The sequence below is a fragment of the Salipiger sp. H15 genome (assembly GCF_040409955.1).
GTDB lineage: Bacteria > Pseudomonadota > Alphaproteobacteria > Rhodobacterales > Rhodobacteraceae > Salipiger.
The window spans coordinates 1,825,667-1,840,444 of record NZ_CP123384.1 but is presented as its reverse complement, the minus strand read 5'-3'; the positions used below and the strand labels follow the sequence as shown (position 1 = coordinate 1,840,444).

Below are 14,778 nucleotides of genomic sequence, written 5' to 3'. Positions count from 1 at the left end.
AATGAGAACTCCTTTCTGTTGGAGGTGTCAGGCAAGCCCCTGCAGGCGCCGAAGCTCCTGCAGCGGCGGGGTCTCGGCAATCTGCTTGGGGGCCAGCAAGGGCCATTTCACGCCGCTCGGACGCTTGGCGCGGCGCTTGACGACATGGGTGCCGCCGGGGGTGAAGATCTTGTCCACGAGGATGTCTGTCTCGGAGGGCTGGAGCTGTTCCTCGATCAGCTGGATGTCATGCACGACCGCGTGCACCGGCGTCGTCTCGTCGACGAAGCCGAGGTCGGTGAACATGCCCCACTCGAGGTCGAAGAAGCCGTGTCCCTTGCCGAAGCGCACGCCGTTCATCGACACCGCCGAGGCGCCGGTCACGAGGTAGTCGAAACGGCCCAGCTTCGAGATCTCCTCGAGCGTCACGGGGGTGCCGAAATGCTCCATCCCGTCGAGCCAGGCGGCATAGAGCGCCGCCCCCTCGGGCACGACCGCGGGATCGAGATAGAGGAACCCGCGGTAGATGCCGTAGGTCGACATGACGAAGGGTTTCCCCGCCTCGATCATCCGGCGGCGGAGGTCGACGAGGCAGTTGTCCGGCGTGATGAAGGCAAAGCTGCTGTTCTGGTAGGCAGGGTCCTCGACGAGGCGGTCCGTGGCGATGTCCGAACCCTCGAAATCCGGGATGACCTCGGCGAAGTTCATGTGAAAGCGGGTATCCGGCCTCGCCACGTCATGAAGCCTCGTCCATATTCTTTCGCGGATCATCCTGGAGGAAGTCATCTTGCTGCCCTTACCGTTTCAGTGTTTCATTGTTTTGAAACCTGAGTTTCACTCGTCAAGGGAAAAGCATTAGGCATGGCGTCCAGACTGATCCTCCGCATCCAGGAGAAATACTCCCGCCTGACGTCGAGCGAGCAGAAGATCGCAACCGTTCTCATCGAGAATCAAGGACTTGTGGAAACGCACAAGGCGACGGAACTGGCCGCGCTGGCGGGGGTCTCGAAAGCGACGACCGCCCGTTTTTTCCGCAGTTTGGGATATGCCGACTTCGAGGAGGTGCGCATCCAGGCCCGCGAGGAGCGCAACAGCCGCGAGCCTTTCGTGCGATTCGACGCGATGCCCGAAACGGGCTCGCTCGGGCGCACGCTGTCCGAGCACCTCGATCTCGAGCAGCGCAACCTGACCCGCACCTTCGAGGAGATCCGCGCCGACCTGCTGCCCGAGATCGCGGGCATCCTCAAGAACGCCCCGCGCGTCTGGTTCCTCGGGTTCGGCGATGAATACGGCATCGCGCGGCTCGGCCGCACGATGTTCACGCGGCTGCGGCACGGGGTGCACCAGATCGAGGGCTCGGGCCAGGACTGGGCGTCGGAACTGTCGATGACCGGGCCGCGCGACGCGCTGATCCTGCTGACCTTCGAGCCCCGCCCCCGCCTGCTGCCGGTGCTGCTGAACCACGCCCGCACGACGCGGATGCGGATCATCACCATCACCGATCACGCCTACGCGGCCCAAGCCGGGCGGTTCTCGGACTGCGTCCTGCCCTGCCACACCGCGAGCTACGGCATCGTGCCGACCCACGCGACGATGATCTCGATGCTGCGGCTGCTCGCCCTCTCCTACCTCGGGCAGAATGCCGACGCGGTCACCCAGCGCATCGCGACGCTGGACGCGATCAACGAGGAACTCAACCTGTCCGAATAGCGGCGGCGAGGCCGGGAAGCTCGATCCGCGCCCCGCTTTCCGCATCGAAGACCGACAGGCGGCTCATGTCTGCGTAGAGCGTCACCGCCTGCCCCAGCGCGATCGGCGTCTCGGCGGGGACTGTCATCGTGACGCTGCGCCCGCCGAGCGCCACCGAGACGATCTTCTCGGGGCCGGTCAGCTCGATCAGGTCCACGGTGCCGGCAAGGCTCAGCGCGCCGTCCATCGGCGCGAGCTTCAGCGCCTCGGGGCGGATGCCGACCAGCGCGGCGCCGCGGGGGGTGCAGGGCAGCACCTGCCCCGTGCCCTCGATCTGCAGCCCGCCCGCGACCGGCGCGGCGGCGAGCAGATTCATCGGCGGCGCGCCCATGAACTCGGCGACGAAACGGGTGGCCGGGCGGTTGTAGATGTCCTCGGGCGTGCCCAGCTGCTCGATCCGTCCGCCCTGCATCACCGCGATCCGGGTGGCCAGCGTCATCGCCTCGATCTGGTCGTGGGTCACGTAGACCACCGTCACCCCGAGCATCTGGTGCAGGCGCTTCAGCTCGCTGCGCATCTCCATGCGCAGCTTCGCGTCGAGGTTGGAGAGAGGCTCGTCGAACAGGAAGAGCTGCGGCTTGCGCACCAGCGCCCGGCCGATGGCGACCCGCTGGCGCTGCCCGCCCGAGAGGTCGCCGGGCTTGCGCTCGAGCAGGTGGTCGATCTTGAGCATCCGCGCGGCCTCGGCGACCGCCGCCTCCCGTTCGGCCTTTGCCGTCCCGCGCATCTCGAGCCCGAAGCCGATGTTCCGCGCCACGCTCAGGTTGGGGTAAAGCGCGTAGCTCTGGAACACCATGGCGATGTCGCGGTCCTTGGGATGCACGCCGTTCAGCGCCCGCCCGTTCAGCACCACCTCGCCCGAGGTCGGCTCGGAAAGCCCCGAGATCATGCTCAGCAGCGTGGACTTGCCGCAGCCCGAGGCGCCGAGCAGCACGAGGAATTCCCCCTCCTCGAGCGTCAGGTCGATGCCCTTGAGCGTCTGGACCGTGCCGAAGCTCTTGGTGATGTTGCGGATCTCGAGCGTGCTCATGCAAAGACCCCTTCCGGCGTGAACTGTCGCGGCTGGGTGGACACCGCCCGCGATGCGCAGTCCACGGCCCGTGCCAGCGCCGGGCCGAGCCGCACGCCTTCCGCGAGCGCGGCGAGGAAGGCCGCGTTGAACGTGTCGCCTGCGCCGATGGTGTCGATGACGTCGACCTGCGGCGCGGCGGCGGCGTGGTCCTGCCCGGCATGGCGTGCCACCGCCCCGAGCGGGCCGCGCTTGATCACGGCGGTGCCGCCCTCGGGCATCCGCCGCGACAGCTCGGCCAGCGCCGCCCCGACCTCGGCGCAGCCGGTGACGCTGGTCGCCTCGATCTCGTTCAGCAGCACCACGCCCGAGCGTGCGATCCAGCGCAGGGTCTGCGCCCGGGTCTCCTCGGTCCAGCCCTGCAGCGGCCAGCCGGTGTCCAGCGCCACCGTGATGCCCCGCGCCTCGGCGCGCTCGAAGAGGCGGTCGTAGGCCGCCGACAGGCGCGGCGACAGGAAGCAGCCGCAGAGCAGCAGGTAGCCCCCCGCGAGGGCCTGCCAGTCGATCTGGGCCTCGACATCCTCCCAGCAGAAGTCGGGAAGGTGTCCGGCGGTGGTCAGGAAGGTGCGCTCGCCGTCAGGATGGGTCACCCCGACCGAGATCGTGGTGTGCCCCGCGGTGCGCGGCCAGCCCGCCGAGAGGTCCGCGAACCCGGCCCGCAGCCAGTCGCCGTAATGGTCGTCACCGGTGGTCGCGGCGATCTGGAAGGGCACCCCCAGCGCCTGCCAGGCCAGCGCGGCATTTCCCGCGGCGCCGCCGACGCGGGTTTCATCCTGCGCGCAGAGCACCTCGGTCCCCGGTTGCGGCCAGGGCGCGAGCGGCCCGAGGATGAGATCGACGTTGACGTTGCCGACGGTGGCGAGCGGGCGGGACATCATTCGACCTTCGTCACCTTCGTGCAGCGCAGCGGCGTGCCGGCATCGGGCATCCGCGAGGCCGCGAAATCGACCATGAAGCGCTGCGCCGAGGGCAGCATCGAGAAGGCCCCGGCGAGCCCGGCGGCGGCCTGGCAGGGGACGGTGAGCGCGCCTTCGACCGGCGGCAGGCCGGAGGCGTCGAAGATCACCACCGGCGAGGGGCTGCTCGTCAGCACGAACTCGGCAAGGCTGGTGACAAGGCGCGACGAGGGATCCGCGTCGCGGAACATGATGACCCCCACGTCCTCGGCCAGCATCTCCACCGGGCCATGGCGCAGCTGGCCGCCCTCGAGGCTGAAGCAGGGCAGCCGCGACAGCTCGGTCAGCCCGAGCGCGATGGCCTCGGCCACCCCCTGCGCCATGCGGCCCGACGTGACGAGGCAGCGGGTTCCGGAGAGATGCTCGATCGCCGCCGAGACATCCGCGACCGAGGCGCCGTCGATCACCTCGAGCACCGCGGCAAGGTCGGCGCCGAGCTCGGCCAGCACGGCGGCGTGCAGCGACAACGTCACGGTGAGCGAGCGGGTGGCGGCAAAGGGCTTCTCGGAGCCCCCCGCGCCGATCAGGCAGGGCGCGAGCCCGGCGAGGGACGAGCCCGGCTCCATGGTCAGGCCGAAGGTGTGCGCCGGGTTCAGCCCGTCGCGGAACCAGCGCAGGACCTCGGCGCTCTCGCCCGATTGCGAGGTCACGATCACCGTGCGGCCGGCCAGGCGCAGCGGCTTGTCGAGCTGCTCGGACAGCGGCAGCGCCACGGCGTCGATGCCGAGCGCGCGGTAGCAGGGCTCGAGCATCCGGCCCACCGCGTGCGAGCCGCCCATGCCCAGCAGCACCAGCTGCCCGTCGGTCCGGATCGCCGCGGCGATCTCGGCGGCGCGGTCGGCGTTGCCGGCGATGGACGCGCGGCTGTCGTGCATCTGCCGCGCCATCTCGTCGTAGAGCGGCTGGAGCTTTTCGAGCGGCGTTGCGAGCTGTGTCATCCCTTGACACCTCCATTGGTCAGCCCCGAGATCAGGGCGCGTTGCATGAGAAGGCCGACGGCCACGGGAGGCAGGGCGGCAATCACCCCGGCGGCGGCGATCAGCCCGTAGTCGGACACCCGCCCGCCCGCGAGGTCGGCGATGGCGACCGAGAGCGTCTTGGCGTCCTGGTTGGACGTGAAGAGCAGTGCGTAGAAGAACTCGTCCCACGCGAGCAGGAAGGCGAAGATGAGCGCCGTCGCGACGACCGGCAGGGCGAGCGGCATGATCACGATGCGCAGGAGCTGGTCGAGCCGGGCGCCGTCGATCGCCGCCGCGCTCTCGAGGTCGCGCGGGATCGGATCGAAGCCCGCCTTCAGCAGCCAGGTGACGAAGGGCGCGAGGATGCTCAGGTAGACCAGCGCGAGGCCGAAGACGTTGTTGAGAAGGCCGAAGCGCGCGAGGATCATGTAGAGCGGCACCGAAAGCGCCACCGGCGGCAGCATGTAGGTGGCGATGACCGCGCCGAGCGTCCAGCCCAGCTGCGGCTTGCGCGAGGCGATCCAGCCCGCCGGGACCCCCACGCTCAGCGCCGCCAGCGTCGCCATGCCGGCGACCACGATGCTGTTGCGCAGCGCGGCGAGGAAGGCCGCGCCGGTCTCGACGCTCAGCAGCTGGCGGTAGCGCGAGAGATCGAAAGTCTCGGGCCACCAGTGCAGCGGCTTGGCCGAGAGGTCCGCGTTGGACGAGACGCTCATGACGAAGAGCCAGGCCAGCGGCGCCAGCACCGCGAGCGCGACGAGAAGCGCCGCGGCGTGGATGAAGACGGTGAAGAGCGGCGAGCGGTGGTCCATGGTCAGCTCCCCTGCCCCGCGGCGCGGCGCATCAGCGCGAGGTAGCCGATCGCGAGGACGGTGATGATCAGCGTGATGATCAGCGCGAGCGACGCGCCCGAGCCCGCGCGCTGGAAGGCGAAGGCCTCCTGGTAGACCAGCAGCGACAGCGAGCGCGTGGAATTGGCCGGGCCGCCGCGGGTCATGATCCAGATCAGGTCGAAGACCTTGAAGGCCTCGATGGTCCGCAGCACCAGTGCCACCATCAGCGGGCCGACGAGGTAGGGCAGCGTCACGTGGCGGAAGCGCCGCCAGGCATTGGCCCCGTCCGACACCGCCGCCGCCTGGATGTCGCGCGGCACCGCCTGCAGCGCGGCCAGCGAGATCAGCGCCACCAGCGGGAAGTTCTTCCACACGTCGGCGACGATCAGCGCGGTCATCGCCGTGCCGGGCTGGCCGAGCCAGCTCTGGTAGGCGTCGATCAGGCCGAGCTGCGTCAGCGCGGCGTTCAGCGCGCCGTATTCGGGGTTGTAGATCAGCCGCCAAAGCGTCGCGTTCACCACCGTCGGCAGCGCCCAGGGCAGGATCATCAGCGCGCGCAGCAGCGTGCGCCCGTAGAAGCGCTGGTTCAGCAGCAGGCCGACCAGCACCCCCAGCACCAGTTCCGCGCCGACCGACCAGACCGAGAAGGTCAGCGTCGCCCAGAGCGCGCTGCGGAAGTTCCGGCTGCCCAGCATCCTGGCGTAATTCTCGAGCCCGACGCCCTCGCCGCCGGTGCCCACGAGGCGGGCGTCGGTGAAGGACAGGCGCAGCGTGTCGACCAGCGGCCAGCCGACGACGGCGACCATGACGGCCACCAGCGGCAGCATGAGCAGCCACGCCCGGAAGGTGAGGCGGTCTGTGAACATCGGGACCCGGCGGTTGTTGGGGACAGTCGAAAGGTGGCGGGGCGCAGGCGCGCCCCGCCCCGGGGATCAGAGCCCGCTGTTCTCGGCCGCGGCTTCCAGCGCCTCCTGCGGCGTGGCCATCCCGAGCAGCGCCTCCTGGATGCCCTGCTGCAGCGCCATGGACATCTCCTGGTACTTCGCGGTCATCGGGCGCGGATACATCACGGCAAGGCCCTCGCCCGCCGCCTTGATCAGCTCTTCCTGGCCCGCGGTGACCTCGGGGTCGGTGTAGGACGACGCCCAGATCGGCAGGCTGAGCCGCGCGTAGGCGTTCTGCACCGGCTGCGAGGTCATGTGGACGATGTAGTTCCAGGCCTCGTCGGGGTGCTGCGAGGTCGCGGTGATGCCGAGCCCCATCGAGCCGTTGACGGCGCTGTGCTCGGAGACGCCCTCGACGCCGGGCGCGGCCACGACACCGACCTTGCCCTTGACCGAGCTTTCGTCCGAGGCGTTGGCGAGGTTGTACATGTAGGTCCAGTTCAGCGCGAAGGCCGCGTCGCCATTCTGGAACACCGCGCGCACGTCCTCCTCGAGGAATTCCTTGGAGTTGGGGTTGGTGAGCCCGGCCTCCATGCTCGCCGCCATGTAGTCCAGCGCCTCGAGACCGCCGCCGCTCTGGAAGGCCGGCGCGCCGTCCTTGATGAATTCGCCGCCGAAGGCAGAGAGCAGCGTGGTGTAGTCGCAGACCGCGGCCTCGGCCTGCGCCCAGCTCCAGGCGATCGGGTACTCGACGATGCCCGCGTCCTTGATCTTCTGCGCCGCCGCGGTCAGATCGGCCCAGGTCGCGGGCGGCGTGTCGATGCCCGCCTTGGACAGCATCTCCTTGTTGAAGAAGAGGTATTTCGTGTCGAGAATCCACGGCATGCCATAGGAGGCGCCCTCGTAGTCGACGGTGGTCCAGGCGCCCGGCAGGATGCCCGACTTCATCTCGTCGGTGATCTTGCCGGTCACGTCGACGAGCACGCCGTTCTGCGCGTATTCGGCGGGCCAGATCACGTCGAAGAGAACGACGTCGTAGCCGCCGCCCGAGCCCATCGAGAGCACGGTCTTGTCGTGCAGGCCCTCGTAGGGGACGAATTCGAGGTTCACCTTCACGTCGGGATTGGCCTCCTCGAAGGAGGCGGTCATCGCCCGGATGTCATCCTCGCTGTAGGCCGCCTGGGCCATGAACAGGGCGTTGAGCTCGGTCTCGGCCCACGCGGCGGTGCCGGTGAGCGCGGTGGCGGTCAGAAGCGCCGCCTTCAGGGTCGTGTTCATTTCAGTCTCTCCTGCTGGGGCACCCACGGCTGCGGATACCGGACACTCGCCTTCCGGACCTGTTCTTGTTTTTAGTCCAGTTGGTGGACTAAATGATTGTCGAGCCACCTCCGAGCTGTCAATATGTTTCTATGACGGACACCCAGAACCCCATTCGCGCAGTGCTTGGCTCGGGCCTCGGCGCCGCCGCGGCGCACAACCGCCGGGCGGTGATCGACGCGATCCGTGTCAACGGCCCGCTCAGCCGGGCGTCGCTGGCGCGCGCGACGCGACTCGCCAAGCAGACCCTGTCGAACATCGTCGAGGAGCTGGAGGCGGGCGGGCTGCTGGTGCCCGGACAGCCCGTTCCCGAGGGGCGCGGCAAGCCCGCGACCCCCTATGACCTCGCGCCGATGGGGGCGCTGTCGATCGGCCTGCAGATCGACCGGAGCGTCGCGCGCACGGTGGTGATGAACCTCAAGGGCGCCGTGGTGCTCCGCTGCGACGCGCCGCTCAGCAGCCGCGATCCCGTCGCGGGCCTCGGCGCGCTCGAGGCCCTGCTCGAGCGGACCACCGAGGCGCTGGCAGCGACCACCCCCGGCGCGCGCGAGCGCATCGTCGGGCTCGGGATTGCCATGCCCGGCCCGTTCGGCCCGGGCGGTGCCACCCCCCGCGACGATTACACCATGGCACATTGGCGCGATGTCGACCTCACCGCGCATCTCGGCGCGGTCACCGGGCTCGACGTCGCGCTGCAGAACGACGCCGCCGCCGCCGCCATCGCCGAGAAGCTGACCGGCCGCGCCCACGGCCTGCGCGACGCGGTCTGCCTATACCTCGGCTACGGGCTTGGCGCGGGCCTGATCCTGCAGGGCGAGCTCTACGGCGGGCGCCACGGCGACGCGGGCGAGATCGGCATGATCCCCCTCTCCCCCTCGGACGACGGGCTTCTCGAACACGAGGTGGCGCTGGCGGGGTTCTGCGAGCGCTTCGGCGTGCCGCTCGACGATGGGCGCATGTGCGACGAGATCGAGAAGGTCCTTGCCGCCGGGGGCCCGGATCTCGACCGCTGGATCGCGACCGCCGCCGGTCGGCTCGGCTGGGTGGCGCGGATGCTCGGCCTCGTGCTTGCCCCTCAGGCGATCATCCTCTGCGGCACCGCCCCGCGCAGCCTGCTCGAGCGCCTCGCCGCCGAGGCCAACGCGCCGCTGCTGGTCGGCCATGCCGACCCCTGGGTCGTCGCCATGGGCGCCGCCGCCGAGCCCATCGCGCGGAACTTCGATCCGAAATACGCGGCGCTGCTGAAGTCCTGAACGGGCGTCCCGCCCTGCTCTACAGGGGGCGCCCAAAGGTCGCGCCACGCGCAAGCCCGGGTCCCCGGGAAGCCTGAAAATCCGAGGCCTAAAAATCAAAAAGCCCCGTGAAATCACGGGGCTTTTTGAAGATAAATGGTGCGGTCGAGAAGACTCGAACTTCCACGGGAGTTACCCCACAGCGACCTCAACGCTGCGCGTCTACCAATTCCGCCACGACCGCACTGTCTTGACTTGGTGAAGCGGTCTCTACCGAAGCCCGCGGGGGATGTGAAGAGGAAAATTGAACCTTTCTGCGAAAAGTTTGCACGACCTTACGGCAACTTCGCCGAGGGCCGGAAGAACACCCCCGGCCCTGCCGTGGAAAGCCCTGCTCCCCCTCACTTGCTGAGGGTGAAGGTCGGAATCTGCGCCCCCGCCTGGGTGACCACCGGGGCCGATGCGGCGGGTGCCGCGCCGCCCAGCAGCATCGACGCCTTGCGCAGCAGCCCCGCGCGCTCGGGCATTCCCGGCGAGAACACCGGCTGCGCCCCGGCCTCGAGCGCGTCGAGCGCCTGCCCGTACCAGGCAAGCGAGAGATCCGCCCGCTGCGCCGCGCCGAAGCCCTGGCTCAGGTGGTGCCCCACGAGTTCCGCGTAGGGCGCCTGCCCCAGCGCGACGAGCAGCAGCGCCGAGCCGAGCGCGGCGTCGAGGTCATCGCTCTTGTACCCGGCGGCGAGGCAGATCTGCGCGGTCTTCTCGAGCTGCGCCGGCTGCATCCCCGAGGCGAGGATGAAGCCGTTCACGTCCGAGAGCACCTCGTCACGCGGCTTGACCGAGATCGCCGCCACCTGCTCGCTCAGCAGCGATCCGAAGCCGCCGCACTGGTCGGTGATCTGCGCCGGGGTCGCGCCCGGCACCTTGGCCATCAGCGCCTCGCCCTGCGCGATGGCATAGCTGCGCGCGAGGCAGAGCTGCTCGGCCAGCGCTGCCGAGGGATCGGTCATCGTCGACTCGGTGATGTAGCCGCCGTTGGTGGTCGTCATGAGGCCGAGCGTGTTGCACTGCGACTGCAGCGAGGCCTGGGCGGGGGCCTCGCCGAAGAAGTTCGGAATCGCCGGGGCGGCCGGGGCTCCCGCGCCCTGCACGACCGGCTGCGCCGTCGGCACGGGTGTCGCCACGGAGGCCATCTGCGTCTGCGGCTCGGGAGACTGGGGCTGGGACGGCTGGACCGGCACGAAGGCCATCTGCGGCTGCGGCGCGCCGGTCTTGGCGCAGGCACCGCGCTGGCAGGTGAACATCGCCGGGGTCACGTTGAAGGCCTGGAAATCGTTGCGTTCGTAGCCGTCGGGGGTCGAGGCGAAGACCCGCACCGCGCAGCTCTGCGCGTTGCACCAGAAGGCCGAGCCGGTGACCGATGTGTCGAGGATGTAGTCGGTCTGCCCGTCGCCATTGATGTCCGAAAGCTGGATGAAGCCCGAGCGCTGCACCAGCTGCTCCGCCGACGGATCCGAGCTTCGGGCGATCTCGTTCACCGCCTCTGCCACCACCTCCGGCAGCCCGTAATGCCCGGCGATCGCGCTCGCGGACGGCTGCTCCGGGCCGGTCACCTGCCCGTCGCGGAAGGAGGTGAGCAGCCCGCGCACGCCCTGCGGGTTCGACGCGATCATCTGCGCCGTGGCCGGTCCCCCGGCCTGCGCCCGCCGATAGGAGCTGACGAGAAAATCGCGTTCGTATTCGGTCAATTGCCCGGTGGGCGGATATCCCATATGCGCCTGGTAGGCGGAAATTGCCGAGCGCGAACGGCCACCCATGATCCCGTCCGGCGTTCCGGCGTCGAAGCCGAAATAATTGAGCGCGGTCTGCGTGCTTCGGTTCATTTCCCGCGTCGCCGAGGAAACCCCCGTGCCCTGGCTCGCCGTGCTCCGGCTCGGCGCCACGTATTTGCGCGTGACGACCTGTTTTCTTGGCTGGTTGGCGATGGCGCTGCCGATGAAGCCGCCGACCAGCCCCCCGACGAAGGCATTGTCCGCAAGCGCCGGAATCGGGGCCGCCGCGAGACTCATGCAAATCAGGCTGACAATATAATTTCGCTTCATACTGAATTTCCTCCAATTTATTCGGATTGGCGAATTCCCGGGTTTCAGAATTGAAACGCCGCAATCGGAAAGGACGTGGAAATGAATGCGCCTCGGAGTGTCCGCCCCGGCGTATTGACCTGTCAAGCGTTAGACCCTATCGGATCGGGCATGGTTGAATGGATCACGACAGACGGGCTGACCGGCTACGACGAGGCGGTTGCCTTCATGGAAGACCGCGCCGCGGCGATCGCCGCCGGCGAGGCGGACGAGCTTGTCTGGCTGGTCGAGCACCCGCCGCTCTACACCGCCGGCACCTCGGCCAAGGTCGAGGATCTGCGCGACCCGGACCGCTTCCCGGTCTTCGAGACCAAGCGCGGCGGGCAGTACACCTACCACGGCCCCGGACAGCGCGTGGTCTACGTCATGCTGGACGTCGGCAGGCGCGGCCACGACGTGCGCCGCTTCGTGCAGGATCTCGAGGCCTGGGTGATCGCGGCGCTGGCAGAGTTCAACATCACCGGCCACATCCGCGACGGCCGCGTCGGCGTCTGGGTCGAGCGCCCCGACAAGCCGCGCCTCGCCGACGGGCGCGTGACCGAGGACAAGATCGCCGCCATCGGCATCCGCCTGCGCAAGTGGGTGAGCTTCCACGGCATCTCGATCAACGTCGAGCCCGAGCTCGGCCATTTCGACGGCATCGTGCCCTGCGGCATCACCGAGTACGGCGTGACCTCGCTGGTCGATCTCGGCCTGCCGGTCACCATGGACGACCTCGACGTCGCCCTGCGCCGCAGTTTCGATCTGACCTTCGGCGCCCTGTCCGAAGAGATCTGACTCAGCGCCCCAGCAGCCGGGTCTTCACGTCCTCGGCGGCGAAATCCACCAGCGCGCGCACCTTGCGCGGCAGCATCGCCCCCTCGAGGTAGACGGCGTTGAGGTCGTGCTGCGGCTTCTCGACATCGGCCAGCACCTCGACCAGCCGCCCGGCCTCGAGATCGCCGGTCACCACGAATTCCGGGCAATAGGCGATGCCCTGCCCCGCCATTGCCAGGTCGCGGGCGACGCGGGCGCTGTTGACCAGCAGGCGCGCCCGCACCTGCACCTCGCGCACCGCCTCCTCCGGGCCGAAGCGCCAGCGCTGCGCGCTGCGCTGGTTGGTGTCGTGGATGCAGGCATGGGCGCCCAGCGCCTCGGGCGTTTCCGGCGTGCCATGCGCCGCGATGTAGCCCGGCGAGGCCACCAGCCGCATCCCGAACCGGCAGAGCCGCCGCGCCTTGAGCGTGTTGTCGGTCAGCCGCCCGATGCGGAAGGCAAGGTCGATGCCCTCGAGCGCAAGGTCGGTGTAGGCGTCGGACAGGCGCAACTCCACCGTGAGATCCGGATGCGCCGCCGCGAAACGGCTGAGCAGGTCGGCGGCGTAGATCTCGCCGAAGGTCACCGGCGCCGCCACCCGCAGCACGCCGGAAAAGCCGCGCGACTCGTCCTCGACCGTGCCGAGCAGGTCCTCGAGTTCCTCGAGCCAGGCCGGCGCCCGCGCCAGCAGCTTCTCCCCCGCCGGGGTCAGCCCGACGCGCCGCGTGGTGCGCTGCAGCAGCCGCGTGCCGAGCTTGGCCTCGAGTTCGGCCACGTATTTCGAGGTCAGCCGGTTCGACACCCCCATGCGCTCGGCGGCGGCGGTGAAGGAGCCGGTCTGCGCGGTGGCGACAAAGGCGCGGATCTGGTCGACGAGGTCCATGGGCAATTCCGAACGCTGCGTGGATAGTGTTACCACATCCTCGCCATTTCTTTCCGAAAGACCAGCCCGCATATTCCCCGCAACGGCAGCGAAAGCGGCCACCCCCTTTCCCCGCCCCGCGGGGACCGCAGACGGAGAGACATCATGGCAACCAGTGACGCCCCGCTCGACATCGGCCAGGTGAGCCTGACCGTGAACGACCTTGCGAAGGTCGGCGACTTCTACCAATCCGCGCTTGGCCTCGAGAAGCTGTCGGACGACGGCACCGAGGCCCGTTTCGGCGCCGGGGACCGCAGCCTCATCGCGCTGCGCCAGGACAGGGCGGCGCCGCGCCATTCCCCGCGCGAGGCCGGGCTCTTCCATACCGCCTTCCTGCTGCCCGCGCGCGCCGATCTCGGCGCCTGGCTGCGCCACGCCGCCGAGACCCGCATCCCGCTTCAGGGCGCCTCGGACCACCTCGTGAGCGAGGCGCTCTACCTCGCCGACCCCGAAGGCAACGGCATCGAGATCTACATCGACCGCCCGCGCGAGACCTGGACCCACAGAAACGGCGAGATCGAGATGGCCACCAACCACCTCGACCTGCAGGACGTCGCAGGCAGCGCCACCGCCGCCTGGCAGGGCGCGCCCGAGGGCACCGTCGTCGGCCACGTCCACCTGCAGGTCGGCCGGCTCGACCCGGCCGAGGCCTTCTACGCCGAGACGCTCGGCATGGCGGTGACGAACCACTACCCGGGCGCCACCTTCTACGGCTCGGGCGGCTATCACCACCACCTCGCCTCGAACATCTGGAACAGCCGCGGCGCCGGCCCGCGCAAGGGCCCGGCCACCGGCCTCACCGAGATCGAGCTGCGCGGCACGGCGGACGAGATCGCCGCGATCCGCGGCCGCGCCCCGGCCGGGACCCCGCTGGTGGACCCCTGGGGCACCATCTTCACCCTGACGCGGAAGGACTGAGACCATGCTGATCGACGGGAAATGGACCGCCAACTGGCACCCGGTGCAGAAGGCCGACGAGAAGGGCCGCTTCGTGCGGCAGGACTCGAGCTTCCGCAACTGGATCACCCCCGACGGCAGCGCCGGCCCCACCGGGACCGGCGGCTTCAAGGCCGAGGCCGGGCGCTACCGGCTCTACGTCGCGCTCATCTGCCCCTGGGCCTCGCGCACGCTGATCGCCCGCACGCTCAAGGGGCTCGAGAAGATCATCCCGGTCACCGTGGTCAACCCGCGGCTCGACGACCAGGGCTGGAGCTTCGGCGGCTTCCCGGGCGCGGACGAGGATCCGCTCTACGGCGCGCAGCACCTGCACGAGCTCTACACCCGCGCCGATCCGCATGTCTCGGGCCGCGCCACGGTGCCGGTGCTCTGGGACATGCAGCAGGGCGTCATGGTCAACAACGAAAGCGCCGACATCCTGCGCATGCTCGACAGCGCCTTCGAGGGCCTCGCCCCCTCGCAGCTGCGCCTCGCGCCGGCCGTGATGCTGGACGAGATCGACTCCGAGAACGCCCGCATCTACCGGCTCTACAACAACGGCGTCTACAAGGCGGGCTTCGCCTCGACGCAGGAGGCCTATGACGAGGCGGTCACCCAGCTTTTCGACGAGATGGCGCGGCTCGAGGCCCGGCTTTCGGACGGTCGCCCCTTCTACTTCGGCGAGAAGATGACCGAGACCGACATCCGCATCTTCGTCACCTCGATCCGCTTCGACGCCGCCTACCACGGGCTCTTCAAGTGCAACATCCGGCGGCTTGAGGACCATCCCTTCCTGCAGGCCCACATGCTGCGGATGCTGACCACCGGCGGCATCGCCGGCACGGTGAACCTCGCGCATATCAAGGCGGGCTACTACGGCATCAAGGCCCTCAACCCGCCCCGCATCGTCCCCGCTGGCCCCGCGGCGCTGGAGGCCGAGATCGCACGCGCCCAGGCGGCGCTCTCCTGAACGCGCGCCGCCCCCCTTTACCAACCCCTCCCTTCTTCT

The 14,778-nt window shown here is 69.2% G+C and carries 14 protein-coding genes and 1 tRNA gene; 5 read left to right on the top strand and 10 right to left on the bottom strand.

Going from position 1 to position 14,778, the window contains the following annotated elements:
• Positions 1-27 precede the first annotated feature (27 nt).
• Positions 28-687 carry a 5-formyltetrahydrofolate cyclo-ligase gene (locus PVT71_RS09015; RefSeq protein WP_353471454.1) on the bottom strand — a complete coding sequence of 220 codons (660 nt, stop codon included), beginning with the start codon at positions 685-687 and terminating at the stop codon, positions 28-30.
• Positions 688-840: 153 nt separating this feature from the next.
• On the opposite strand from PVT71_RS09015, the gene PVT71_RS09010 reads away from it, so the two are divergent.
• Positions 841-1,689 carry a MurR/RpiR family transcriptional regulator gene (locus PVT71_RS09010; RefSeq protein WP_353471453.1) on the top strand — a complete coding sequence of 283 codons (849 nt, stop codon included), beginning with the start codon at positions 841-843 and terminating at the stop codon, positions 1,687-1,689.
• Here PVT71_RS09010 and PVT71_RS09005 read toward each other — a convergent pair.
• The 6 genes from PVT71_RS09005 to PVT71_RS08980 all read right to left on the bottom strand — a co-directional run bounded on the left by PVT71_RS09005 (position 1,673) and on the right by PVT71_RS08980 (position 7,707).
• Positions 1,673-2,758, bottom strand: a complete 1,086-nt coding sequence (locus PVT71_RS09005) for an ABC transporter ATP-binding protein (protein ID WP_353471452.1) — start codon at positions 2,756-2,758, stop codon at positions 1,673-1,675. The genes PVT71_RS09010 and PVT71_RS09005 overlap by 17 nt on opposite strands.
• Positions 2,755-3,672, bottom strand: a complete 918-nt coding sequence (locus PVT71_RS09000; protein WP_353471451.1) for a carbohydrate kinase family protein — start codon at positions 3,670-3,672, stop codon at positions 2,755-2,757. The genes PVT71_RS09005 and PVT71_RS09000 overlap by 4 nt, the downstream gene beginning before the upstream one ends.
• Positions 3,672-4,691, bottom strand: a complete 1,020-nt coding sequence (locus PVT71_RS08995) for an aminotransferase (RefSeq protein WP_353471450.1) — start codon at positions 4,689-4,691, stop codon at positions 3,672-3,674. Before PVT71_RS08995 ends, PVT71_RS09000 begins: the two co-directional genes overlap by 1 nt.
• A complete protein-coding gene (locus PVT71_RS08990; protein ID WP_353471449.1) occupies positions 4,688-5,524 on the bottom strand; it encodes a carbohydrate ABC transporter permease in 837 nt (278 codons plus the stop codon). Before PVT71_RS08990 ends, PVT71_RS08995 begins: the two co-directional genes overlap by 4 nt.
• Positions 5,525-5,526: 2 nt before the next feature.
• Complete coding sequence (locus PVT71_RS08985) at positions 5,527-6,411, bottom strand: sugar ABC transporter permease (protein WP_353471448.1); 885 nt, start codon at positions 6,409-6,411, stop codon at positions 5,527-5,529.
• Between the two features lie 66 nt (positions 6,412-6,477).
• On the bottom strand, positions 6,478-7,707 hold the full coding sequence (locus PVT71_RS08980; RefSeq protein WP_353471447.1) for an extracellular solute-binding protein: 1,230 nt from the start codon (positions 7,705-7,707) through the stop codon (positions 6,478-6,480).
• Between the two features lie 131 nt (positions 7,708-7,838).
• Between PVT71_RS08980 and PVT71_RS08975 the strand changes: the two genes are divergently transcribed.
• On the top strand, positions 7,839-8,999 hold the full coding sequence (locus tag PVT71_RS08975; RefSeq protein WP_353471446.1) for an ROK family transcriptional regulator: 1,161 nt from the start codon (positions 7,839-7,841) through the stop codon (positions 8,997-8,999).
• Between the two features lie 136 nt (positions 9,000-9,135).
• Here PVT71_RS08975 and PVT71_RS08970 read toward each other — a convergent pair.
• Both PVT71_RS08970 and PVT71_RS08965 read right to left on the bottom strand, forming a co-directional pair.
• Positions 9,136-9,222, bottom strand: a tRNA-Leu gene (locus PVT71_RS08970).
• A gap of 157 nt (positions 9,223-9,379) precedes the next feature.
• Positions 9,380-11,044, bottom strand: coding sequence for a peptidoglycan-binding domain-containing protein (locus PVT71_RS08965; protein WP_353471445.1), 1,665 nt, complete (start codon positions 11,042-11,044; stop codon positions 9,380-9,382).
• Positions 11,045-11,227: 183 nt separating this feature from the next.
• Between PVT71_RS08965 and lipB the strand changes: the two genes are divergently transcribed.
• Complete coding sequence (gene lipB / locus PVT71_RS08960) at positions 11,228-11,893, top strand: lipoyl(octanoyl) transferase LipB (protein WP_353471444.1); 666 nt, start codon at positions 11,228-11,230, stop codon at positions 11,891-11,893.
• Position 11,894: 1 nt separating this feature from the next.
• On the opposite strand, the gene PVT71_RS08955 is transcribed toward lipB, so the two are convergent.
• Entirely contained in the window at positions 11,895-12,794 is a 900-nt protein-coding gene (locus PVT71_RS08955; RefSeq protein WP_353471443.1) for a LysR family transcriptional regulator, read from the bottom strand.
• 144 nt (positions 12,795-12,938) lie between these two features.
• Between PVT71_RS08955 and PVT71_RS08950 the strand changes: the two genes are divergently transcribed.
• Together PVT71_RS08950 and PVT71_RS08945 are read left to right on the top strand one after the other, a co-directional pair.
• The gene (locus PVT71_RS08950) at positions 12,939-13,751 is read left to right on the top strand and encodes a VOC family protein (RefSeq protein ID WP_353471442.1); all 813 of its coding nucleotides are present in this window, start codon (positions 12,939-12,941) and stop codon (positions 13,749-13,751) included.
• Positions 13,752-13,755: 4 nt separating this feature from the next.
• Entirely contained in the window at positions 13,756-14,739 is a 984-nt protein-coding gene (locus tag PVT71_RS08945) for a glutathione S-transferase C-terminal domain-containing protein (RefSeq protein ID WP_353471441.1), read from the top strand.
• Positions 14,740-14,778 lie beyond the last annotated feature (39 nt).

Excerpts from the sequence above, each read along its gene's own strand:
- PVT71_RS09015 (WP_353471454.1), bottom strand. The coding sequence starts at position 687 with ATGAACTTCGCCGAGGTCATCCCGGATTTCGAGGGTTCGGACATCGCC.
- PVT71_RS09010 (WP_353471453.1), top strand. The coding sequence starts at position 841 with ATGGCGTCCAGACTGATCCTCCGCATCCAGGAGAAATACTCCCGCCTG.
- PVT71_RS09005 (WP_353471452.1), bottom strand. The coding sequence starts at position 2,758 with ATGAGCACGCTCGAGATCCGCAACATCACCAAGAGCTTCGGCACGGTC.
- PVT71_RS09000 (WP_353471451.1), bottom strand. The coding sequence starts at position 3,672 with ATGTCCCGCCCGCTCGCCACCGTCGGCAACGTCAACGTCGATCTCATC.
- PVT71_RS08995 (WP_353471450.1), bottom strand. The coding sequence starts at position 4,691 with ATGACACAGCTCGCAACGCCGCTCGAAAAGCTCCAGCCGCTCTACGAC.
- PVT71_RS08990 (WP_353471449.1), bottom strand. The coding sequence starts at position 5,524 with ATGGACCACCGCTCGCCGCTCTTCACCGTCTTCATCCACGCCGCGGCG.
- PVT71_RS08985 (WP_353471448.1), bottom strand. The coding sequence starts at position 6,411 with ATGTTCACAGACCGCCTCACCTTCCGGGCGTGGCTGCTCATGCTGCCG.
- PVT71_RS08980 (WP_353471447.1), bottom strand. The coding sequence starts at position 7,707 with ATGAACACGACCCTGAAGGCGGCGCTTCTGACCGCCACCGCGCTCACC.
- PVT71_RS08975 (WP_353471446.1), top strand. The coding sequence starts at position 7,839 with ATGACGGACACCCAGAACCCCATTCGCGCAGTGCTTGGCTCGGGCCTC.
- PVT71_RS08965 (WP_353471445.1), bottom strand. The coding sequence starts at position 11,044 with ATGAGTCTCGCGGCGGCCCCGATTCCGGCGCTTGCGGACAATGCCTTC.
- lipB (WP_353471444.1), top strand. The coding sequence starts at position 11,228 with ATGGTTGAATGGATCACGACAGACGGGCTGACCGGCTACGACGAGGCG.
- PVT71_RS08955 (WP_353471443.1), bottom strand. The coding sequence starts at position 12,794 with ATGGACCTCGTCGACCAGATCCGCGCCTTTGTCGCCACCGCGCAGACC.
- PVT71_RS08950 (WP_353471442.1), top strand. The coding sequence starts at position 12,939 with ATGGCAACCAGTGACGCCCCGCTCGACATCGGCCAGGTGAGCCTGACC.
- PVT71_RS08945 (WP_353471441.1), top strand. The coding sequence starts at position 13,756 with ATGCTGATCGACGGGAAATGGACCGCCAACTGGCACCCGGTGCAGAAG.